The 21,702-nt window shown below is 58.6% G+C and carries 17 protein-coding genes and 1 pseudogene; 9 read left to right on the top strand and 9 right to left on the bottom strand.

Going from position 1 to position 21,702, the window contains the following annotated elements; all coding sequences use genetic code 11:
- The 3 genes from CGA21_RS21815 to CGA21_RS21825 all read right to left on the bottom strand — a co-directional run bounded on the left by CGA21_RS21815 (window position 1) and on the right by CGA21_RS21825 (window position 3,274).
- The gene (locus CGA21_RS21815; RefSeq protein ID WP_188265016.1) at window positions 1-888 is read right to left on the bottom strand and encodes a universal stress protein; all 888 of its coding nucleotides are present in this window, start codon (window positions 886-888) and stop codon (window positions 1-3) included.
- Window positions 885-2,258, bottom strand: coding sequence for an MBL fold metallo-hydrolase RNA specificity domain-containing protein (locus CGA21_RS21820; protein ID WP_188265017.1), 1,374 nt, complete (start codon window positions 2,256-2,258; stop codon window positions 885-887). Before CGA21_RS21820 ends, CGA21_RS21815 begins: the two co-directional genes overlap by 4 nt.
- 95 nt (window positions 2,259-2,353) lie before the next feature.
- A complete protein-coding gene (locus CGA21_RS21825; protein ID WP_188265018.1) occupies window positions 2,354-3,274 on the bottom strand; it encodes a universal stress protein in 921 nt (306 codons plus the stop codon).
- A gap of 230 nt (window positions 3,275-3,504) precedes the next feature.
- Here CGA21_RS21825 and ftsH point away from each other — a divergent pair, with 230 nt between their 5' ends.
- A complete protein-coding gene (gene ftsH / locus CGA21_RS21830; protein ID WP_188265019.1) occupies window positions 3,505-5,325 on the top strand; it encodes an ATP-dependent zinc metalloprotease FtsH in 1,821 nt (606 codons plus the stop codon).
- A gap of 25 nt (window positions 5,326-5,350) precedes the next feature.
- A complete protein-coding gene (locus CGA21_RS21835) occupies window positions 5,351-5,776 on the top strand; it encodes a potassium channel family protein (protein WP_020800311.1) in 426 nt (141 codons plus the stop codon).
- A 22-nt stretch (window positions 5,777-5,798) separates the two neighbouring features.
- Here the strand turns inward: CGA21_RS21835 and CGA21_RS21840 are convergent, their stop codons facing one another.
- Window positions 5,799-8,174: a phosphoketolase gene (locus CGA21_RS21840; RefSeq protein WP_188265020.1), complete on the bottom strand. Its 2,376-nt coding sequence runs from the start codon at window positions 8,172-8,174 to the stop codon at window positions 5,799-5,801.
- A 222-nt stretch (window positions 8,175-8,396) separates the two neighbouring features.
- On the opposite strand from CGA21_RS21840, the gene fnr reads away from it, so the two are divergent.
- Together fnr and CGA21_RS21850 are read left to right on the top strand one after the other, a co-directional pair.
- Window positions 8,397-9,140 (top strand): fumarate/nitrate reduction transcriptional regulator Fnr, encoded by a 744-nt coding sequence (fnr, locus tag CGA21_RS21845; RefSeq protein ID WP_188265021.1) that lies wholly within the window; start codon window positions 8,397-8,399, stop codon window positions 9,138-9,140.
- A 23-nt stretch (window positions 9,141-9,163) separates the two neighbouring features.
- Window positions 9,164-10,147, top strand: a complete 984-nt coding sequence (locus CGA21_RS21850; RefSeq protein WP_033044944.1) for a zinc-dependent alcohol dehydrogenase family protein — start codon at window positions 9,164-9,166, stop codon at window positions 10,145-10,147.
- Here the strand turns inward: CGA21_RS21850 and CGA21_RS21855 are convergent.
- Window positions 10,137-11,048 (bottom strand): universal stress protein, encoded by a 912-nt coding sequence (locus tag CGA21_RS21855; protein WP_020800315.1) that lies wholly within the window; start codon window positions 11,046-11,048, stop codon window positions 10,137-10,139. The two genes, CGA21_RS21850 and CGA21_RS21855, sit on opposite strands and share 11 nt — an antisense overlap.
- Window positions 11,049-11,271: 223 nt before the next feature.
- Here CGA21_RS21855 and CGA21_RS21860 point away from each other — a divergent pair, with 223 nt between their 5' ends.
- On the top strand, window positions 11,272-11,835 hold the full coding sequence (locus CGA21_RS21860) for a GNAT family N-acetyltransferase (protein ID WP_020800316.1): 564 nt from the start codon (window positions 11,272-11,274) through the stop codon (window positions 11,833-11,835).
- Window positions 11,836-11,889: 54 nt separating this feature from the next.
- Here the strand turns inward: CGA21_RS21860 and CGA21_RS21865 are convergent, their stop codons facing one another.
- From CGA21_RS21865 to CGA21_RS21875, 3 genes are all read right to left on the bottom strand, one after another.
- The gene (locus CGA21_RS21865; RefSeq protein WP_151141288.1) at window positions 11,890-12,813 is read right to left on the bottom strand and encodes a universal stress protein; all 924 of its coding nucleotides are present in this window, start codon (window positions 12,811-12,813) and stop codon (window positions 11,890-11,892) included.
- 104 nt (window positions 12,814-12,917) lie between these two features.
- Window positions 12,918-14,156: an MgtC/SapB family protein gene (locus CGA21_RS21870; RefSeq protein WP_188265022.1), complete on the bottom strand. Its 1,239-nt coding sequence runs from the start codon at window positions 14,154-14,156 to the stop codon at window positions 12,918-12,920.
- 51 nt (window positions 14,157-14,207) lie between these two features.
- Complete coding sequence (locus CGA21_RS21875) at window positions 14,208-14,417, bottom strand: hypothetical protein (protein WP_083348578.1); 210 nt, start codon at window positions 14,415-14,417, stop codon at window positions 14,208-14,210.
- A gap of 312 nt (window positions 14,418-14,729) precedes the next feature.
- Here CGA21_RS21875 and CGA21_RS21880 point away from each other — a divergent pair, with 312 nt between their 5' ends.
- Both CGA21_RS21880 and CGA21_RS21885 read left to right on the top strand, forming a co-directional pair.
- Complete coding sequence (locus CGA21_RS21880) at window positions 14,730-15,650, top strand: universal stress protein (protein ID WP_083348577.1); 921 nt, start codon at window positions 14,730-14,732, stop codon at window positions 15,648-15,650.
- A gap of 49 nt (window positions 15,651-15,699) precedes the next feature.
- Window positions 15,700-16,605, top strand: coding sequence for an amino acid ABC transporter substrate-binding protein (locus CGA21_RS21885; protein WP_188265023.1), 906 nt, complete (start codon window positions 15,700-15,702; stop codon window positions 16,603-16,605).
- A gap of 116 nt (window positions 16,606-16,721) precedes the next feature.
- On the opposite strand, the gene CGA21_RS21890 is transcribed toward CGA21_RS21885, so the two are convergent.
- Window positions 16,722-18,755 (bottom strand): alkyl/aryl-sulfatase, encoded by a 2,034-nt coding sequence (locus CGA21_RS21890; protein WP_033044949.1) that lies wholly within the window; start codon window positions 18,753-18,755, stop codon window positions 16,722-16,724.
- Window positions 18,756-18,899: 144 nt separating this feature from the next.
- Here CGA21_RS21890 and CGA21_RS21895 point away from each other — a divergent pair, with 144 nt between their 5' ends.
- Window positions 18,900-19,856, top strand: coding sequence for a LysR family transcriptional regulator (locus tag CGA21_RS21895; RefSeq protein ID WP_188265024.1), 957 nt, complete (start codon window positions 18,900-18,902; stop codon window positions 19,854-19,856).
- Between the two features lie 352 nt (window positions 19,857-20,208).
- Window positions 20,209-21,579: pseudogene (locus CGA21_RS21900) on the top strand (copper resistance system multicopper oxidase); the annotation flags it as partial.
- Window positions 21,580-21,702 lie beyond the last annotated feature (123 nt).

The raw sequence follows: 21,702 nt of genomic DNA on the forward strand, positions 1-21,702 counted from the left end.
TCAAACCGCCAGTACGCTGCAGGGCACTTGATACAGGATATGTTCGGTCGTACTGCCCAGAGGGTGCTCCAGGCCTTGGTACTGGGCTCTGCCCATCACAATCACATCCACATGATTCTGGCTGGCAAATTCACTGAGTGCCGTGACGGGGTGACCCAAGACGAAATGCCGGCGGTCGGCGGGCACACCGTATTGCCTGGCGAATGCAAGAAACGACTTTTCCAACGCTTTGCGCACCCCTTTACTCAACGCTGACAGCTTCAAGCTATCGCTCAACTCTTCCAGGTAGTCCTCTGACATTTCATGGGCATAGAGCAGGTGCAATTCGGCATCACACTGGATGGCCAGGCTGGAGGCCTGTTGAATGATGCGGCCATTGAGTTCGCTGTGCCCAGATTCGCCAGCCGACACGTCCACTGCCGCCACCACCTTGCGGGGCAAGGCGTGACCGGTCCCGCCGACCAGATAAACCGGTACAGGACACTGGTGCAGCAGGCGCCAGTCCAGCGAGTTGAAGAGCGCGCGTTTGAGCACGGATTCCTGTTGGATTTCCTTGATCAACAGGTCGGGCTGTAATTCTGCGACGTATTCCAGAATGCCTTGCTTCATTTCATCAGCCCAGGCCACCTCGCAGGTCACGTCGATCCCTTTGCCGCGCAGTAGTTTTTCCTGATCCTTCAGCCAATCGCGATGGTCCTGCAGGTAACGTTCCCGGGCCTTTTCCCGGTCGCTTTCTTCGAGCAGCGACAACAATTTCAACGATGGAACCAGGGCCGCGATATGCAACCTCGCGCCACTGGCCCGGGCCAACGCCGCAGCATGGGTGATGGCCGGAGAATGACCCAAGGCAAGGTGGATGATGAGTAACAACCGTCGATACTGGCTCATGATTCGACTCCGGGGGTGAGGTCGACGCTATCGCGATACTCCGGCACCGACACCGACCACCCAAGTTCCAGGCTGATACGGCGGCGCAGCGCATCCGATGCGTTTGGCTCGCCATGCACCACAAATGTGTGCTTGGGCGGGCGCTTGAAGCCACGCAACCACTGCATGATTTCATCGGCGTCAGCATGCGCCGACAGGGTTTGCATCGGCACCACCTCAGCGTTTATCGGCACCTCCTTGCCATGGATGCGCACCGTTCGAGAGCCCGCTACAATTTGTGCCCCCCGAGTGCCACCGGCCTGAAAGCCCGGCATCAACAGCGTATTAAGGGGATTGGGAGCCAGCGCCTTGAGGTGGTGGACAACGCGCCCTCCGGTCGCCATGCCGCTGGCGGCGATAATGACCGCCGGGGTGCGTTGCTGATCAAGCGCTCTCGAATCCTCGACCGTGCGGACGAATTGCGCCACATGGCACATACCCTCGCAGTCCTCCAGGGATAACCTGTGCTCGCTGCGAAACCGCTGGTACAGGCCCGTGACGTCGGTGGCCATCGGGCTGTTCAGGTAGATGGGAATGTCAGGTATCGCACGTTGGCGTTTCAACTGATAAAGGTGGTACATCAGCAATTGGGCGCGTCCCACCGCGAACGATGGCACCAGCGTGATGCCCCGGCGCAACGCGGTACGGGTGATGACCTCAGCCAACTGCTGTTGCGGCGATTCGTCTGGATGTCTACGGTCGCCGTAAGTCGACTCCACCAGCAGGTAATCCGCCTGTTCGACGGTTTGCGCCGCGAACATCAAAGGATCGTCAGGTCTGCCCAAATCCCCTGAAAACACCAAGGTCTGGCCGTCGGCAATCACTTCCACCGTCGCGGCCCCCAGAATGTGCCCGGCGCCCCGCAGCTCAATGGTCATGTCCGGGACAATCTGGACACTGTGGTTCAGCTCCACTGGCCGTAACAACTTCAGTGCATGCTCAGCATCTTGCTCGGTGTAAAGCGCCAATGCCGGGCTGTGCTTTGAAAAGCCATGCCGGTTGGCGAACTCAGCCTCTTCTTCCTGCAACCGGCCACTGTCCAGCAGCAGGATTTTCACCAGCTCACAGGTCGCTGGCGTGGCATAGACCGGGCCGCGATAACCATTGCGCACCAGCACGGGCAGATAGCCGCTGTGATCAAGATGGGCATGGGTCAGCACGATGGCGTCGAGGTCGTTGACCGGAAGCTGGAACGGGTCACGGTTGTGTAATCGCAGTTGCTTGTAGCCCTGGAACAGACCGCAATCGATCAACACATGTTGGTTACGATGCTCCAGCAGGTACTTGCTGCCCGTGACCGTGCCCGCGGCACCCAGAAATGTGATTCGCATGGCCGTTTCCTTGCGCTTGCAGGGGAGCGCTATTGATCGCGCCTTTTGGTCCACGGCAAGTTGATTTTTATCAACTGTGAGCGACAGTGCCCCTTTCAGTCTGGTGGGGGTGATGGCTTGACGATCATCAAACTGCACGGGGCCCTGTTCAATACACGCTCAGCAGTACTGCCAATGAACGGGTCTTTGCCGTAGTGATAAACGGTGCCCAACACCACCACGTCGAATGCATTCTGCTGCGCGAAAAGCACGATGACCTTGTGGGGGATACCGGTCAGCGAGTGTCGGCACGTTTCTTTTATGCAATAGCGCTCAGCAAGCGCTTCGAAGGCTTCTTGCTGCGCATCTTCGATCGCGTCCCTCAAACTGCCATCAAGACTGTCTATCGGCACGCTCAACGGTGCATCGCTCATCACAGACCAATGGCTGACGTTGAGTACGTGCAGCACTGCACCACTGCTTGCCGCCAACGTAGACGCCACATCGAGTATTCGGTCATTGAGGCCCTGCGTCAGCTCTTCCAGATGGGACAGATCGATCGCTGCGAGGATTTTCAACGGCTTGGGGTGCGCGGCACTGGTCACCAGGTGCAAGTGCGCAGGACATGCGCGCAGCAAGTGCCAGTCCAATGGTCGATGAAAGGCGCGGTCGAGTGCCGGCACGTAATGAGTATCCTTGATCACCAGATCCGGATGAAAGTCATTCACGTACTCAAGCACGTGCGTCAGGCTCGATCTGGCCCAGACTACTTCGGTGGTCACCTGCATGCCGATGCATCGTTTGAAGCGGGCTTGCTGCTCCAGCCACTGCCGATGCACTTGCAGATACCCTTCCCGCGCCTGGGCCATCGCATCATGGTCGAGCAGACCCGCCACCGCCAGTGCCGGGACATAATCGAACGCGACAATATGCAAAAAGGCACCGGTCGCGCAGGCCAGTGCATAGGCACGCTCAAACGCCGGGGTAAGGGTCATTTCGCCGGGGGCTATCAACAGAATGCGTTTGAGTTTGAGCATCACGTGCCTCTCCCTGAAACGTTCACCGCAAATGCAGTGACCCAAGTATCGGGCGGTACACATTGGGAGCACTGATTTTTGTCAAACAAATCGCTGGCCGTACGCCCCTCCCGTGCTCATGGAGAGATTGTTGATTTACCTCAACGATTTTCCTGCGCCCAGGCGTAGAAAAAGGCTGACCGGCCATCATCGTTCGTCCCTGGTCGATGCCACGACGCAGAGCCACGTCCATGAAAAAGAATCACCAATGGAACCTGTCCTACTTCGCGATAGCGTTTGTCGTGCTGACCCTGGTTCAAATTCTGTTTTTCGAACGCAATGTCGTGCAAAGCATTCCGTACAGTCAATTTGTGCAATTGCTCAACGAGCAGAAGGTCAGCGATCTACGGGTCGAGAAAGATCAGATCAGCGGCAAACTGCAAGAGCCTATCAACGGGCACAACCAGTTTTCCACGGTGCGGGTGGATCCGGCGTTAGCAACGGAACTGGGTCGTTCGGGCGTCGGATTCACGGGGGTCAACGAAAACACGTTGCTCAATGGCCTGCTGGGCTTGCTGCTGCCCTTTGTCCTGATCATGGTGATCTGGCATTTCCTGTTTCGCGGGCTGGCGGAAAAGCAAGGTGTCGGAGGATTGATGAGCATCGGCAAGTCCCGGGCCAAGGTATTTGTGCAGCGCGAGACCGGCGTGACCTTTGCCGATGTGGCCGGCATCGATGAGGCCAAGGCCGAACTGGTGGAAATCGTCTCTTTCCTCAAGGACAAAGCCAAATACTCACGCCTGGGGGCGCATATCCCCAAAGGCACTTTGTTGGTCGGCCCTCCGGGAACCGGCAAGACCCTCGTGGCCAAAGCCATCGCCGGTGAAGCCGGCGTGCCTTTTTTCTCGATATCGGGGTCCGAGTTTGTCGAAATGTTCGTGGGCGTAGGCGCCGCCCGAGTGCATGACCTGTTCGAACAGGCGCGCCAGGCGGCACCTTGCATCATTTTCATCGACGAACTGGATGCACTGGGCAAAATGCGCGGCGTCGGTGCGTTTGGCGGCAATGACGAAAAAGAGCAGACCCTTAATCAATTACTGTCAGAACTGGACGGGTTCGATCCCCGTGAGGGCGTCGTGCTGCTGGCCGCGACTAACCGGCCAGAGATTCTCGACCCGGCACTGCTGCGGGCCGGACGGATCGATCGGCAGGTGCTGATCGATCGCCCCGACCGAAAAGGCCGCCAGGCCATCCTCAAGGTCCATCTGCAAAAAATCACTGTGGAACCCGCGATCAATGCCGAACAGATTGCCGACCTCACCACCGGCTTTACCGGTGCTGACCTTGCCAATCTGGTCAACGAGGCCGCCATCGTCGCCACCCGTCGTGGAGCGCAAGCGGTCGGTCTCGACGACTTTACGGCCGCCGTGGAACGCATCGTTGCCGGGATTGAACGCAAGAGCAGTGTGCTGCGTCCCGAGGAACGCCAGGTGGTGGCGTATCATGAGATGGGGCATGCCCTGGCTGCCAGCAGTCTTCCGGCCATGGATCCGGTGCACAAAGTGTCCATTGTGCCTCGCGCGATTGGCTCGCTGGGGTATACCCTGCAGCGTCCAACCGAAGATCACTTCCTGATCAGTTGCCAGATGCTCAAGGACCGGATCGTCGTCCTGATGGCCGGGCGCGCTGCCGAATACCTAGCCTATGGCCAGATTTCCACTGGAGCTGCCGATGACCTGGCCCACGCGACGGATATTGCCCGACAATTGATCACCCGGTTTGGCATGAGCGCCGAGCTCGGTCAGTCCGTGCTGGAGCGACAAAACATCACGTACCTGGGTGAACGCATGCCGGCGCTGGGTGATAAAGACTATTCGGAACAGACTGCCAGGGAAGTCGACCTGGGTATTCGCGCCCTGCTCGATGAAGCCTATGGACGAGCCAAGGCTTTGCTCGAAAGTCGTCGAGCCGATCTGGACGCCGGTGCCCATCTGTTGCTTGAAAAGGAAACCTTGTCACCCGAAGACTTTCCAGCGCTCATACCTGTACAGCGTGGTCCCGATTCTTCTTAAATACCCCGTAAAAACGGAGTCATCCATGCTGGCAGTCACGCTGATCAATACGCTGGTGGTCATCATCGTCGTAGTGATCCATTACGAATGTCTGTTGCGCTTGAACGATTGGCTGCCTCGGCTCAAGCTGTGGAGCCGCTTCAGAATTGTCGTCGGGGTATTTGGCGCCCTGTTGGCCCATGCGGTAGAGGTCTGGTGCTTCGCGCTGGTTTATTACCTGATGGTGCACTCCGGCCAATGGGGCGGCCTGACGGGCAACTTCGACGGTACGCTGATGGACTGCGTTTACTTTTCCTTCACGACCTACACGACGATCGGCTTCGGCGATATTTCACCGGTGGGCAACCTCAAGTATTTGACCGGCTTGCAGGCCCTGACCGGGTTGGTGCTGATCACGTGGACCGCATCCTTTCTGTTCCTTGAAATGCAGAAGTACTGGAAGCGCAAGTAATCGTTTTGTCGCCGACCTCCAGTCAGTTGGTTACTCTCGGTGTCCATTGCCAGTTGAGGATCTCGGGCATGTCCTGTCCATGCTCAATGAGGTAGAGCTTGTGTTTTTCCAGGATCGACCAATAGCGTGAGCGCGCGTCCTGCAACTGATCGTGCAACCGGGGCACCCGCTCGATGACGTCCAGCGCCAGCCGAAAACGATCCAGGTTGTTGAGCACTGCCATGTCGAACGGCGTCGTGGTCGCGCCCTCCTCAATGAAGCCGCGCACATGAAAATTCTCATGATTGGTGCGCTTGTAAATCAACCGGTGAATCAGCGCGGGGTAGCCATGGAAGGCGAAGATGACCGGTTTGTCGACGGTAAACAGTTCGTTGAATGCCGTGTCCGGTAAACCATGGGGATGCTGGAAGGAAGGCTGAAGCACCATCAAGTCGACGACATTGATCACCCTCACCCGCAAATCCGGTACGTACTCGCGCAACAAAGTCACTGCGGCCAGGGTTTCCAGGGTTGGCACGTCGCCGGCGCAGGCCATCACGACGTCCGGGTCGTCGTCCTCGTGGCAGGCCCAGTCCCATCGGCCGATACCCGCCTGGCAATGGCGCAGGGCCGCGTCGATTTCCAGCCACTGCCATTCCGGTTGTTTACCGGCGACGATGACGTTGATGTAGTCACGGCTTTTGAGACAGTGGTCAGCCACCGAGAGCAGGCAATTGGCGTCGGGCGGCAGGTAGATACGCACCACGTCCGACTTTTTATTCGCCACCAGATCGATGAAGCCCGGGTCCTGGTGGGAGAAACCATTATGGTCCTGGCGCCAGACATGGGACGTCAGCAGAAAATTCAGCGAGGCGATCGGTTTACGCCATGGCACCTCGGCGGCGGTTTTCAACCATTTGGCATGCTGGTTGACCATCGAATCGACGATGTGGATAAAGGCCTCGTAACAGGACAGCAACCCATGGCGTCCCGTCAGCAGATACCCTTCGAGCCAACCCTCGCACACTTGTTCACTGAGAATTTCCATCACACGGCCATCGGCCGCCAGATTGAGGTCCTCAAGCTCCAGCGGGTCCATCCACGCCTTGGCACTGACGTCATAGACCGCATCGAGTCGGTTCGAGGCGGTTTCATCCGGGCCAAACAACCGAAAGTTGCTGGCGCCCAGGTTGTTTTTCATGACGTCGCGCAGGTAGGTGCCCATGACCCGTGTCGCTTCGGCCCGCAGGGTGCCGGGGGCGTCAAACTTCACCGCATAGTCGGTAAAACGCGGCAGGTTCAAGGGGCGCAACAACAGGCCGCCATTGGCATGGGGATTGGCGCTCATGCGCCGCTGTCCGGTGGGCGCCAGGGCGGCCAGCTCGGGGAGCAAGGTGCCGTTGGCATCGAAAAGTTCATCAGGTCGGTAACTGTTGAGCCATTCCTCCAGCTGGCGCAGGTGCAGCGCCTGGCGGAAATCGGCCAGAGGGACCTGATGCGCCCGCCAAGTCCCCTCGACCCGATGACCGTCGACAAACTTCGGCCCGGTCCAGCCCTTGGGCGTGCGCAGTACCAGCATCGGCCAGAGTTGGCGCTCCGATGGCTCATCCTGCGGATGCTGGCGCGCAACGCGCTGAATCTCGGCAATCTTGAGGGTTATCGTGTCCAGTGTCCTGGCCAGCGCCTGATGCACCGCCATGGGGTCATCGCCTTCGACAAAATAGGGATCGTAGCCATAGCCATACATCAGCGCCGACAGCTCGTCCTCGCTGATTCTGGAGAGCACCGTGGGGTTGGCGATTTTGTAGCCGTTCAGATGCAGGATTGGCAGCACCGCGCCGTCACGCGCGGGGTTGAGGAACTTGTTGGAGTGCCAACTGGCCGCCAGCGTCCCCGTTTCGGCCTCGCCATCACCGATCACGCAAGCGACGATCAAGTCGGGGTTATCGAACGCCGCACCGTAGGCATGGGCCAGGCTATATCCCAGTTCGCCGCCCTCATGAATCGACCCTGGTATTTGCGCCGATACATGGCTGGAAATGCCGTACGGCCAGGAAAACTGCCGAAACAGACGGACCAAGCCATTACTGTTGCGCTCTACCGAGGGATAGCACTCGGTAAAAGTGCCTTCCAGATAAGTCTGCGCCACCACCGCCGGCCCGCCATGGCCGGGACCGGCGATGAACAAGATGTTCAGGTCGTGCTGCTTGATCAACCGGTTGAGGTGCGTGTAGATCAGGTTCAACCCCGGCGTCGTGCCCCAATGGCCCAATAACCGTGGCTTGATGTGCGCCAGGGCCAGGGGCTCCTTCAGCAACGGGTTGTCCTTGAGATAAATCTGCCCGACCGCCAGGTAATTGGACGCCCGCCAATAGGCATCCAGCCCTTCCAGTTGCTCGGTACTCAGACAGTCGCTCATCGCAATTCTCCAGCCGTATCCCGTACACCGATCAATAGGTTGATTCTGTGGGTCTGCAAGCGTTCAGACTTGATTTACCTCAAGTTTCCACTGCTCTGATACTTTTTTGTAACAAAGCCGGATCAGGGTCCATTCGTCTGATCACTCAGTTCCGGGCGTCCATTCTCAACGCCCAGCGGCAATAGACACTATGCTCAATAGGCTGATATCGAGGGCTTCCACGTGACTGAAACTCGATCGTATCGCGATCAACATCTCAAAACGGCGTGCTCCAGTTGCAGCGTATTGGAACTGTGTCTGCCGTTAGGCTTGACCGGTGCGGAAATCGAGCGCCTGGACACGCTGATCATTCAACGGCTGAAGGTCAAGAAAGGTTCGGCACTCTACCGCGCAGGCGACCCATTGCGTTCGCTGTATGCCGTGCGATTGGGTTCATTCAAGACCAGCGTGCTTTCCATCGACGGTCGCGAGCAGGTCACCGGGTTTCAGATTCCAGGTGAAATGCTCGGCCTGGACGCCATCAGCACAGATCAGCATACCTGCGATGCGGTTGCCCTGGAGGACAGCGAGGTCTGCCCCATCCATTTTGCCCACCTGGAAAAACTTGCCCGAGAGTTGCCTTCATTGCAGCACAACCTGAACAAAATCCTCAGCCGGGAAATCGTGCGTGATCACGACATGATGATGATGCTGGGCAACATGAACTCGGACGAACGGTTGGCCGCTTTTTTGCTGAATATGTCGCAACGCTTGAATTCCCGTGGTTATTCGTCGCGCAATTTCGTGCTGAAAATGCGCCGGGAGGAAATCGGCTCTTATCTGGGCCTGCGCCTTGAAACCGTCTGTCGGGGCATCGCTCACCTGCGTGACCAAGGTTTGGTGGAAATAACCGGCCGCGACGTCAACATTCAGAACATGGATGGACTCAAGCAACTGATAGTGGGCTGTCATCGTCACCTGAGTTGAAACCTGCCGCCTGGAGTGTGTTCATGCGTGCCATGGTCCTGCATCGCCCCGGCCAGTCACTGCAATTGCAAGAGCGCCCCATTCCCACGCCCGACTCACAGCAGCTGCTGATCAAGGTCCTGGCGTGCGGCGTGTGCCGCACCGATCTGCACCTGGTGGATGGCGAATTGCCCCAAGCGAGGCTGCCACGCGTGCCGGGGCATGAAATTGTCGGCGAAGTCACGGCCGTCGGTGCCGACGTCGCTGCCGAGTGGATTGGCCGGCGGGTAGGCGTGCCCTGGCTGGGCTGGACCTGCGGGCACTGCGTATTCTGCCGTTCGGGACGAGAAAACCTCTGCGATAAGGCCCGGTTCACCGGCTGCCATCTGGACGGAGGGTATGCCGAGTACACCGTAGCCGACGCACGCTTTTGCTTCCCGATCCCTGAGGCACTTTCCGACACCCAGGCCGCACCGCTGCTGTGCGCCGGGCTGATTGGCTTTCGGGCCCTGCAAATGGCCCGAGGCGCCCACCATCTGGGCCTCTATGGTTTTGGCGCGGCGGCACACCTGGCCATTCAGATCGCCCGTGGACGTAAACAGAAGGTGTACGCCTTCACCCGTCCAGACGACAGCGAAGGCCAGGCTTATGCCCGGTCGCTGGGTGCCGAATGGGCCGGGCCCTCGGATCAGCCTCCGCCGCATCTGCTCGATGCCAGCCTGATTTTCGCCCCGGTTGGTGCCTTGGTGCCACTGGCACTGGCGGTCACCGTCAAGGGAGGCTGCGTGATTTGCGCCGGCATCCATATGAGTGACATTCCCGCCTTTCCCTATCGGCTGTTGTGGGGCGAGCGCAGCGTTCGATCGGTCGCCAACCTGACCCGTGAAGATGGCACAGCGTTTTTCGAGGCACTGCAGCACACGCCCGTTCACTCTGACGTCACCTGTTTTGCCCTGGACGATGCCAATCAAGCGCTGGAACGGTTGCGGAGCGGGCAGTTCAACGGCGCAATCGTACTCATACCCTGACGCGCTGCCTGACCGCCAGGATGCTCCCTGGCACCGAGTACAGCGCCCGCTCGGTATTGCTGCCGATCAGCCGGTCGATCCCAACCCGATGCACAGTGCCCATCACCACCACGTCAGCCAAATACTCCTCGACGAACTCACTGATCACCGGCACAGGCAACCCCATGACGAAATGGCGTCGTTCCGGCGGCACGCCGTAGCGCTCCGCCAATGTCACGAACGCCTGGTGCAAGGACTGACGCAGCTCCTCGATAACGTCCACGCCCCACCCTCCCCCGGCCAGTGGCGCATCGCTGTTGAAGAGGGGTGACAGGTCATAGGCGTACAGCAGGTGTAACGGCGCGTCGCATTGCAAGGCCAGGGCATTGGCGGTCTGGATGATGGTGTCATTCAAGCCGCTGATTTGAGTCGCTGGATCGAAGGGGTCCACGGCTGCCACGATTCGATGCGGCAAGCTGTAGCGGACATGGTTGACCAAGTGCACGGGGACCGGGCACTCACGCAACAGGTGGCAATCGAGTGGCGTGATGAATACTCGCTTGAGCACCGGTTCAAGGCTGACATCCTTGATCAGCAAATCGGGCTTCAGATCCTCGACCGTTTTCAGTATGTCCAGCAACGGATGGGTGGTGAAGACGGCTTTGACTGTCACATCCAGCCCCATATCGTTGAGCCGATCGAGCTCTTCGGCCTCCCAGCGGCGGTAGCGACGCATATAGCGTTGATGCTCTGTGTCGTCGACTTTCTCGGCCCACAAATGAACCACTGGCACCGGTTCGGCAAACACCCGTACATCCAGGACTGCGCCGGCGGCCTTGGCCAGCGCGACGGCACGCTGTTCGGCGGGAGAGCGTTGCAGGTTTTGATCGACGATCAGCAGCAACCGTTGATATTGACTCATCACACACCTCCATTCGATCCCGGTCATCACTCGCCGGCATGCTTCAACACTGCGCCCTGATCCCTCTCGCGTGCTTGATGTAAATCAACCCGCACGCACTGACGCGCCTGACGCCTGTCTCTGATCCAGATCAAATTCCAACCTGGACAGCAGGGTAAAAAGAACTCGAGCGCGGATTTTTTGCCGCCCGCACGTCCTTGAAACTGCACTGGAGGAATACCCCATGCTCACCGTCAAAGACCACAATGATCGGGCTGCAGCCGCCTATGCCGCCGTCGATGGCCAATACTGGATTGAAGCACTCAGGGACGGCCGCCACGTGTTGATCCGGCCACTGACGGAACAGGACCGCGACCGTGAATATGACTTCATCAAGCGGCTGTCTCCCGAATCCAGGCACATGCGTTTTCTCGCACAGATCAACGAGCCCGGCACGACGATGCTCAACCAATTGATGGACACCGACAACAAACAGCGCGTGGCCTATATCGCCCTGGTCCACGATAACGGGCAACTGATCGAGGTTGGCGTCAGTCGTTATGCGGCCACCGGGGAACATGAATGTGAATGCGCCGTCACGGTCGCCGATCTGTGGACGCACCTGGGCCTGGGCACATTGCTGATGACGCATTTGATCGAGGCCGCCCGCCGCAACGGCTTTCGCCAGATGTATTCCGTGGACGCCGCCAGTAATGCGCCCATGCGCGACCTGGCCAAGGCACTTGGCTTCGAGACGCAGTGTGATCCCGACGACAGCCGCCAGGTCATCCATCGTCTTCACCTGTAGAAAAGTCGCCCCGCGATGTCTCGGCCAACGGCGCATCGCGGGGCGTTCCCCACATCAGGATTGCAGCATTTGTCGCGGCTTGATCGCCAATACACTGCACGGTGCCTGATGCAGCAGGTGCTCGGCCGTGGTGCCCAGCAACTTGCTCAAACCCTTGTGCTGCACCGTGCCCATGACAATGACATCGGTGCGGTGTTCGGCGGCAAACTCACAGATACTGGGCACGGGCGCGCCTTCCCTGAAGAAACGATGCTGCACAGGCACGCCGTGGCGTTCAGCGATGGCCGCAAAAGCCTCCTGCTGAGCCGTTCCCAACATTTCATACACCCCGTTAGCCAGTTGCAATGCGCCAAAGCCCATGTCCTGGGCATATACAACCGTCCAGTCATACACATGCAGCAGGTCAAGATCGGCATCGCAGATCGCGGCCAGTTTCGCCGCTGCGTCGATAATGTGGTCGTTGAACACCCGGTCCTGATCCTCATCGCGCATTACATCGATGATGGCCAGCACATGACGCGGCCGCGGATTCAGCGGCGTGGTCACCAGATGCACCGGCACCGGGCAATCACGCAGCAGTTGCCAATCCAGCGGCGTGAAAAACACGCGCTTGAGCGCCGATTCTTCATGGGCGTCCTTGATGATCAGCGTCAGTGGCATCTCGTTGATAAAGTTGAGGATCTCTGCATAAGGATCCTGTACCCACACCACCTCGCTGGTGACCTCGACGCCATGCTTGCTCATCAATCCGGCCTGATCCGCGAGCCATTGCCGATGAGTTTGCAGATAGCCATCCCGCGCCAGGCTGAATTGTTCCGGGGCAAACAACCCGGCGACCGCCAACGCCTGTGAATAGTCGAATGCCACGATGTGCAACGGCAAATGCATCGCCTGCGCCAACGCCGCGGCCCGGTCGAACGCCGGGGTATGCTTCATGGCTGAAGGGGCGATCAGGAGTAAACGTTGAGTCTGCGACATGGGGCACCTCGGCGCACGGCCATTTCAATCCGGTAGTAGATGCTCAGATTGATCGATTGTTGTTGCGCCCCCTTGATATTTGTCAGTGATACGCACGATGTCCGTCAGTTCAGGCTCATCCCCGCCCACATTGCCAGTGTCAGCAACACCTGGCCCGGAATCACGTAGGCGGCGAAACGACGTCCGCCGCTGACCCACGCCACCACGCATTTGCTGACAGAGTTGCTGCTGATCGCTATCAACAGGGGCCCGACAATAGCGTCGAACGGTAAACGGCCGGACTTGGCCAACGTGGCAATCGACGCCGTCGAGGAATGTGCATCGGCAAAACCCGAGATCGTGGCGGTGAGCATGACCCCCAGCTGGCCAAAATGGCTAAGCATCATGGAAGAAACAAAGGTGATACCGGTCATGGCCAACGTGACGATCAGGGCCAGTTTGAGGTTGAACGCACCTCCGACCTTGATCGGCTGGTTGGCGCCGGCCGTCGGCTTGGGGAGCATCAGGCACAAGCCATATAACGCTGCCGCGACAGCGCCGCCGATCAGGGGCCCCCACATGTGGCGAAGCAGACCGGTGTCGACCGCCCCCAGGATCAGGCCGACCTGGGTAACGGTGGCCATGTTGGACAGGATCGCGGCCGCGCTCAGGAGCTTTATGTCGTCGGGCTGCCGGGCGACGAGATGGCCCATGGCGGCGATCGTCACGGCGCTGGAGGCAAACCCGGAGGCAATGGCGCTGATGGGGTAACCGTAGCGGATACCCAGGGTACGCACTGCAATATGCCCAATCGCCCCCACTGCCATCAGCAACACGGTCAGTGTGCAAATGGTGCGCAAATTGATCGCAGCGTAGGGCCCGATAAAACGATCCGGCGCCAAGGGCAGCACGACCAGCGCAGCGGTCAGCAGGATCAGGCCGTCACCCAGCTCGGCATCGGTCAATTGACTGCGGGCGAAGTAGTGCAATTTCTGTCGATAGGCCAATAATCCCGCAATGGCCACGCCAATGGCAATCGCCAGCGTCGGCCAGGCACCACACAGCCCACCCAGTATCAGGACACTGAGCAGGGCCACTTCACTGGTCACACCGGGATCGTCGCCAACGCTGCGCCAGTACGCTACGGTGAAGAGCACGCCGAGGATGATCGCGACGATGCTTATCAGCAGGTTGCCACCGAGCTGCATCGCCACATAACCCAGCAATGCAGTGATCGCATAGGTGCGCAAACCGGCACACGCACGGTTCTCCTCCTGCCCTTTGTGCCGTTCGCGCTCAAGGCCGATGAGCATGCCAATTCCCAGCGCAGCAGCGGCACCCGCCATCCCGAAGGTTTCATTCATTGGGTTGTCACCTGCACAAGCCCGGCCCCGTGCTGGCCCACGTCCTGCTGACTACACGAGATCGGTGCGAGCCTGCGGTATTCGGCTGGCACGGGCTGCCGAGTCTCGAGCATTCGGCCAGACATGGGGGGCTTCGATACGTGCCTTGAGCTGATCAACGAATGCCTGCGCTTGCGCCAGGCTATTGAAATTCACTTCCAGGGCATCAATGCACACGCCCCAACAATGGCTGGCGGGTTTCTCCGTGATATCAATGAACATAAATACCTCCATCCGACAACGAGAATCACCCCGTGCGCAATCGGGCACAAATTGGCAATGGCGTCCGGCACCAGCACGCAATCCAAAGACTGCACCGCCGTGACAGGAGAAGGATTGATAATGGTCAACTAATTCTTCACTGGACGCGGCTTTGGGCAACCGCACGTCGAGCGATAGCGTCCGTCCCCCTCTCATTTGACAAAGATCAAGTCCACCCTCCCGGCCGCAAGCACCATGATTGCAAGGTTCAACTGCCCAAGGCCTCGGTTATTTGGGGCAAGCCAACGCGCGATTACCGACCGGAGATCCGTCATGTCTGATCAATCACGTTTCATGCTGATCGTTTCACCGTTGATGGAAAACAGCCCTGCCTTCGACCGGGCCGCCGCATTGGCCAAGGCTTCGGACGCGGCACTGCACATCGTAGCGTTCGATTACCTCGAAGGGCTGGCGACGGCTGGAATGGTCAACGAACAGGCGCTGGAACAGATGCGGCTGGGTTATGTCGAGCGCCATCGCCAATGGCTTGAGGACCAGGCTAGACCACTGCGCAAAATTGGCGTTCACGTCACCACGGAAGTGGTCTGGGTGGAGAGGCCCTTGCAGGAAATCCTCATCCATCTCAAGGAACAACCGATGGCCGTATTGATCAAGGCACTCGAACATGAGTCCCTGCTATCACGCCTGATGTTTACTCCACTGGATATCCACTTGTTGCGTGAATGCAAGGTGCCGCTGCATTTTGTCAGCCATATGCACCATGCTTTGCCGCGCAAAATCGTCGCTGCAGTCGACCCTTTTCATCGTGATGACCAGTATGCAGATTTCAACGACAGGATTTTGCGCGAGGCGTCAAAACTGGCCGCCATTTGCAACGCCGAGCTCGACGTGGTCTACGCCCACGATCTTTCATCGATCAGCGCAGATGAATTTGGCTTCAGTAATGGTTCGGCATTTTTTTCTTCGAGCAAAGCCAAAACCCTTTTCGATGCGCAAGCTGAAGCGTTCCGCGAGCTTTCTCAGCGCAACGGTATTGGGCCGGAGCGCCAGCACATGATCATGGGCAATCCGGCCAAGGTGCTTTCCAGCTATGTCGGGGCCTATGACACTGATGTCATTGTCATGGGGCGCGTCGGCCACGGCGCCATGGAGCGTTTGGTTGGCAGCACTGTGGAACATCTGCTGTACAAGATGCCCTGCAGCGTGTGGGTGATTTCACCCGAAGACATCTGAAGGATGGATCTTTGCCGATCAGAAGAAACACCTGACGGGAGAAAGAGGAATGAGCGCTCAACCGATTAAAGCCGCCCACCTGCTTCTTGTCTGCCTGCTTTCCCTGGTATCCGCCGTCGCGGGAGCCGACACGCTTGAACGGGTGCGCAACAGTCACTCGGTAGTGCTGGGGTATGTGCCTGACTTCGCACCGTTCAGTACCCAGGACGGTGATAAGGCCAGCGGATATGCGATCGATCTCTGTCAGGGCATCTTCAACGCACTGAAAACCGAGTTGAACCTGCCTTCACTACAAGTTCGTTATCAGCCCGTTGGATTGGGCGAAGAAACCAGCGCCGTCAGCACTGGAAAAGTCGACATTCTCTGCACCCCGACGCCGGCAACACTGGAACGTCGAAAAACAGTCAGCTACTCCATTCCTGTCTACACGGCCGGCCTATCGGCCGTGGTCAACAAAAAGGCGCCTAATGCGCTACTCAGGGTGCTGAAAGGCGACGTGGTCAAAACCGGCCCAACCTGGCGTACAGACGTCAATCGCGCATTGGCCAACATGACGTATGCCACGATTGCTGGCGGCGTCACCGAGCAGTGGATCAATCAACAGATACGATCCCTGGGCGTGGTCGCCACACTCGTCACGGTGCAAGACGCGGCCGCGGGCCTCAAGCGTGTTGCCGATGGCAAGGCAGATGTTTTCTTCGCTGAACGTACAATGCTCAAACATGAGCTCACCGACAAATACGTCACCGGAAATCTAATACTGCTTGATCGCATCTTTGAGTACTCAACAACCTCGATGATGCTCGATCGAGATGATGAAAACTTCCGACTGTTAGTTGATAGCGCGCTAAGCGAGATGTATCGCAGCGGTGAGATTGAGCGCCAATATGACAAACATCTGGGAGGCGTCAGTGATACCTCCCGAATGTTTTTCAACCTCTATGCCCTTCCTTGATGACGACAGGGGGCAAGTGGAAGCTCACGCGGCGGGAGCTTTCCAGCCAGCGGGTGTTTAACAGGCGCGTCCAAGCCACAGACGCGCCAGGTTAACTGTCTAACGCGCCATCGCCATTACGGCTTCGTCCCCGGCAGCAGTTCAAAGTCCGGGGTGAATGGGGTCATGGCGGCCATCAGTTGGGCGAACGGTTTGCGATCGCCTTCAAAGGTTGCCTTGCCGTCCGCGACGAGCTGATCGAAGCTGGTCTGCCTGGCCATCACGCCTTCAAGCGCCGAGCGATCGAGGGTGAGGGTCAGGTCGGGTTTTTTTGCCTGCTGGCCCTTGATGCTGGTCAGCGTTGAATTGCTCAGCTCCACCACGAATTGTTCGCCATTGTCCGGGGTCTTGAGGTTCAGGACGAAATGCAAGTCCGCAACCTTGCTGCCATCCAGGCTGATGCCGAGATATTCGAGCCACAACTCCGTGCTCATGGCGCGGATAAAGTCCGGCCCGCCAGATCTTGGCGCCCGGCCCTTGGGCATGCCGTTGCGCAACTCATAGGCCGCCGCCAGGAAGCTGTTGCGCACGCCGGCACTTTCCTTCTGATAGCCCACCTGCTCATAGACGTCCGCCAGCAGGTCCTTGGCCTGGGTGTTTTGCGGCTCGGCGTACACCAGCTTATTGAGAATCTCATAGGCTTCACGGTATTTGCCTTGATCGTACAAGGCTTTGCCCTTGGCCATGATCTTTGCAGCCCCGCCCATCATTTCAACGTACAGCGGAGCCGAATCCTTCGGTGACAGCGGCATCAGCGTGGCCGGGTTGGCATCCCAATAACCCAGGTAGCGGTTGATTACCGCGCGGCTGTTGTGTTCTTCCGAGCCGTGATAGCTATGCGTCGCCCAAGTGTTCTTGAGGCTCTCGGGCAACGTGTAGACATTGTGGATCTCGTTGATGGTGACGCCCTGGTTCGCCGCATGCAGGACGGCGTTGTTCAGGTTGGCATAGGCGTCGCGTTGCGCGCGCATCACTTCCTGGATTCGTTCATTGCCCCAGCGCGGCCAATTGTGCGCGGCAAGCATCACATCCGCCTGCTGACCGTAGCGATACAGGGCGTTGTTGATGTTCTTCGACCACACCAGCGGATCGCGCACCAAGGCACCGCGCAGGGTGTAGATGTTGTGAATGGTGCCGGTGACGTTCTCGGCCGCCCAGAACGCCTTGAACTGCGGGAACCAGGTATTCATTTCCGACGGTGCTTCGGTGCCTGGCGTGTTCTGGAACTCCATTTGCACCCCGTCGATGGTCACGCTTTCAAAATCCTTTTCGATGTATCGATTAGGTTCGATCAAGCCGATGTTGCCGGAGGCGGCGTTTTTGCCGATCGCCATGTCGACATGACCGTAGGGACTGCGTGGCAACAGCAGGCCGTATTGAAAGAACGCGCGTCGATTCATGGCATTGCCGGCGTATACGTTTTCAGCGACCGCATGCTCCATGAAGCCCACGGGGGCGATCAGCGCGACCTTGCCGCTGCGCACGTCGGCTTCCTCGACTACGCCACGGACACCGCCAAAGTGGTCCGCATGGGAGTGAGAAATCACCACGGCCACCACCGGGCGCTTGCCCAGTTTTTCATTGATGAAATCCAGCGCCGCCCTGGCGGTTTCCTTCGAGGTCAGGGTGTCGAAAACGATCCAGCCGGTGTCGCCCTTGATGAACGTGATATTGGCCAGGTCAAAGCCGCGGATCTGATAGATCCTGTCCGGAACCACTTCATACAGACCATAGGCCATGTTGAGCACGGCCTGCCGTTGCAACGAGGGATTGACCGTGTCGAAGTCCTTGCCCGCGAGCAGGAAATCGTAGCTGCCCATGTTCCAGGCGACGTTCCCCGCATCGGCCATGATCTTGTTGTAGGCCGGCGCTGCGATGAAGCCTTTCCTGGCTTCTTCAAAATCGCGCTTGTCTGCAAAAGGAAGCGTGTTGCGCACACCTTTCTGAAATTCGACGGTGTAGGTCGAGGGCGGTTTGCCCTTGTTGTCGAAATGGTTATCGACATGCTCAATCGCGGCCGGTACGGCAGTTGTCTGAGCAGCAAAAATGCTGGGGTTAAAGCCCGTGGACAGTGCGATGGCCAGCGCGCAACTGAGGGTCTTGTTGTTCATGAAATGTTCCTTCGCCAGAGTATCGATGCCTTGATGGCGCGGGTTTGCTCTTGTTCGTCTTGACCCGCCCGGCAAGGAATAGCATATTCATTTGATTACGAAAAATTCCGTTTTACTTGATATCGATAACATTAAGGTTATGACATGACCCCGCGCCGCCTACGTCAATTCCTGGCACTGATCGAACATGCCCATTTTGGTCAGGCGGCCAAAGCGTTGGGCGTTTCGCAACCTGCGCTGAGCAAAAGTATCCAGCTGCTGGAACAGGAGCTCGGCGTTACGCTGTTCGATCGACGCAGCGATGGTGTGACCCTGACGGCGTTCGGCCAGGTGCTGCAGGGCAAAAGCCAGCGCTTGTTGATGGCCGAAGAGGACCTTCGGCGAGACATCGCCCTGCTGGCAGTGGGCGACATCGGCACACTCAAGGTGGCCTTGGGGCCGTACCCCAGTGTCATCAGCGGCTATCGCGCCATTGCCCGGTTGCACGCCCGCCATCCCAACCTCAAGGTGACGGCCCATGTTGCCGGTTGGCGAGAAGTTGCGCAGCAGGTCGCCAACGGTGTGGTGGATCTGGGGATCGCTGAAATCAGCGCGTTGCAAGGCGAAAAAGAATTCAATTGCGAGCTGTTGGGTGAACACCAGGGGCGCCTGTTTTGCCGACCCGGGCATCCGCTGCTTGCGCAACGCTCCCTGAAGCGGGCGCAAGCACTCGATTACCCTTGGGTGGCGTCGCGTATTCCGTCGCGCCTGGCCGGCCTTCTGCCGCGCGCGGCGTTAGGCTGCGCCGGTGCCTATGACACAGGGACAGGCGATTTCGTGCCGGCGATTGAAATTGACGTGCCCATGCAGATCGTTCAATTCGTGGTGAACAGCAACGCGCTGGCAATCGGCACGTTGACGGCCTTTGAGCGCGAGTTGCTGGCGGGGGAGATCGTACCCCTGCCGCTCCACGATCAGGCGTCGTATATGCATTACGGTTTTATCTCCCTCAAGGAACGCTCGCTGCCTCCCGCCGTCGAGGCTTACATGCGCGAAGTGCGGGCGGTGGAAGAGGACGTCACGCGGCGGGAACGGGAACTGGCCGCGTTGATGATGAGGTAGCGCAAAATCAGTCACTGAAGTCATGCGCCACCTCTTTTTGCACCCACTGCGCCAAGGGCCACCCCGATCGTTTCCATCAGGATGGGTATGGCCCCTGAGGGCTTCGCTCCGCGCCTATGACTTCATCTGCATAGCGATTGCCAAGGAGAACCTCAACGTCAAGATACTTAAGCGTGAAGCCCACATTCGCAAAATCTGGCATGACAGGATCCAGTTCGAGGTCACGGGTGAATCTGACAAAACCGTAATCTTCAGCTCAGTCTTCTGAAAGGTCGCCCCCCTTACCCTCTTCATCAAACGTGGCAACATCTCCTGATTGCTCCGTCATCCGACTGACAGGGAACACAGCGTCATGCGACCTGAAACTTCTAGACGAACCTTTGTGAAGGGGCTCGCCGCCACCGGGATTCTCGGCGGCCTCGGGCTATGGCGCACTCCTGTCTGGGCGATTACCAGCCCGGGAGAGGCGAATGTCCTGGCCGGTACCGACTTTGACCTGTTCATCGGCGAAACCCCGGTCAACATCACCGGCAACCGGCGCACCGCGATGACCATCAATGGCGGTATTCCCGGCCCCCTGCTGCGCTGGCGCGAAGGCGACACGGTTACGCTGCGAGTGAGGAACAAACTCAATGCCGATACCTCCATTCACTGGCACGGCATCTTGTTGCCGGCCAACATGGACGGCGTACCGGGGCTGAGTTTTCACGGCATCGAACCCGGTGGGATGTATGTCTATCAATTCAAGGTCAGGCAGAACGGCACGTACTGGTATCACAGTCATTCGGGGCTTCAGGAGCAGTCAGGCGTCTACGGCCCGCTGGTGATCGATGCGAAGGAGCCGGAGCCGTTTGAGTACGACCGCGATTATGTGGTGATGCTGACCGACTGGACCGACGAAGACGCGGTCGGCCTGATGAAGACGTTGAAAAAACAGTCGGATTACTACAACTACAACAAGCGCACCGTGGGCGACTTCATCCACGACGTCAGCGAGAAAGGCTGGGGCTCCACCGTCGCAGATCGAAAGATGTGGGCCGAAATGAAGATGAATCCCACAGACCTGGCCGACGTCAGCGGCGCGACTTACACCTATTTGTTGAACGGCCAGGCGCCTGACATGAACTGGACCGGTGTATTCCGTCCCGGAGAGAAACTGCGCCTGCGCTTTATCAACGGCTCCACCATGACCTACTTCGACGTACGCATTCCCGGCCTGAAAATGACGGTGGTCGCAGCGGACGGCCTGCATGTCAAACCGGTGAGCGTCGACGAGTTTCGCATCGCGGTGGCAGAGACGTTCGATGTGATCGTCGAGCCGACCCAGGATGCCTACACCCTGTTTGCCCAGTCGATGGATCGTACCGGCTACGCCCGCGGCACGCTGGCGGCGAAGGTGGGTTTGTCCGCGCCGATCCCTGCCCTAGACCCGAGACCACTGGTGACCATGGATGACATGGGCATGGGCGGTATGGATCACGGCAGCATGGGCGGCGACATGGCGGGCATGGATCACAGCGGCATGACCGGCATGGGCGAAATGCAGTCCCATCCCGCGACCGAAAACAACAATCCACTGGTGGACATGCAAGCCATGACCACTTCACCCAAACTCGATGACCCTGGCCTCGGCCTGCGTGACAATGGTCGTCGCGTCCTGACCTATTCCGACTTGCGCAGCACCTTCGCAGACCCGGACGGCCGCGACCCCGGCCGCACCGTCACTAGTGTCCGGTAAACATGTTTCATAGCTGAAGGCTGCCTTGGGCAGCCTTCAGCTTTTCTCGCTCCTGCCTTCGTCGATCCCTCAGTTCTGGAGTAGCGGGCCGTTCGTGCAGGACGTGAG

The sequence above is a fragment of the Pseudomonas sp. PSB11 genome, assembly GCF_014596605.1.
Lineage (GTDB): Bacteria > Pseudomonadota > Gammaproteobacteria > Pseudomonadales > Pseudomonadaceae > Aquipseudomonas > Aquipseudomonas umsongensis.

Coding starts and splice junctions, on each gene's coding strand:
- CGA21_RS21850 (WP_033044944.1), top strand. CDS start 9,164: ATGCGTGCCATGGTCCTGCATCGCCCCGGCCAGTCACTGCAATTGCAA.
- CGA21_RS21885 (WP_188265023.1), top strand. CDS start 15,700: ATGAGCGCTCAACCGATTAAAGCCGCCCACCTGCTTCTTGTCTGCCTG.
- ftsH (WP_188265019.1), top strand. CDS start 3,505: ATGAAAAAGAATCACCAATGGAACCTGTCCTACTTCGCGATAGCGTTT.
- CGA21_RS21820 (WP_188265017.1), bottom strand. CDS start 2,258: ATGCGAATCACATTTCTGGGTGCCGCGGGCACGGTCACGGGCAGCAAG.
- CGA21_RS21860 (WP_020800316.1), top strand. CDS start 11,272: ATGCTCACCGTCAAAGACCACAATGATCGGGCTGCAGCCGCCTATGCC.
- CGA21_RS21880 (WP_083348577.1), top strand. CDS start 14,730: ATGTCTGATCAATCACGTTTCATGCTGATCGTTTCACCGTTGATGGAA.
- CGA21_RS21875 (WP_083348578.1), bottom strand. CDS start 14,417: ATGTTCATTGATATCACGGAGAAACCCGCCAGCCATTGTTGGGGCGTG.
- CGA21_RS21865 (WP_151141288.1), bottom strand. CDS start 12,813: ATGTCGCAGACTCAACGTTTACTCCTGATCGCCCCTTCAGCCATGAAG.
- CGA21_RS21855 (WP_020800315.1), bottom strand. CDS start 11,048: ATGAGTCAATATCAACGGTTGCTGCTGATCGTCGATCAAAACCTGCAA.
- CGA21_RS21815 (WP_188265016.1), bottom strand. CDS start 888: ATGAGCCAGTATCGACGGTTGTTACTCATCATCCACCTTGCCTTGGGT.
- CGA21_RS21870 (WP_188265022.1), bottom strand. CDS start 14,156: ATGAATGAAACCTTCGGGATGGCGGGTGCCGCTGCTGCGCTGGGAATT.
- CGA21_RS21895 (WP_188265024.1), top strand. CDS start 18,900: ATGACCCCGCGCCGCCTACGTCAATTCCTGGCACTGATCGAACATGCC.
- CGA21_RS21825 (WP_188265018.1), bottom strand. CDS start 3,274: ATGCTCAAACTCAAACGCATTCTGTTGATAGCCCCCGGCGAAATGACC.
- CGA21_RS21840 (WP_188265020.1), bottom strand. CDS start 8,174: ATGAGCGACTGTCTGAGTACCGAGCAACTGGAAGGGCTGGATGCCTAT.
- CGA21_RS21890 (WP_033044949.1), bottom strand. CDS start 18,755: ATGAACAACAAGACCCTCAGTTGCGCGCTGGCCATCGCACTGTCCACG.
- CGA21_RS21835 (WP_020800311.1), top strand. CDS start 5,351: ATGCTGGCAGTCACGCTGATCAATACGCTGGTGGTCATCATCGTCGTA.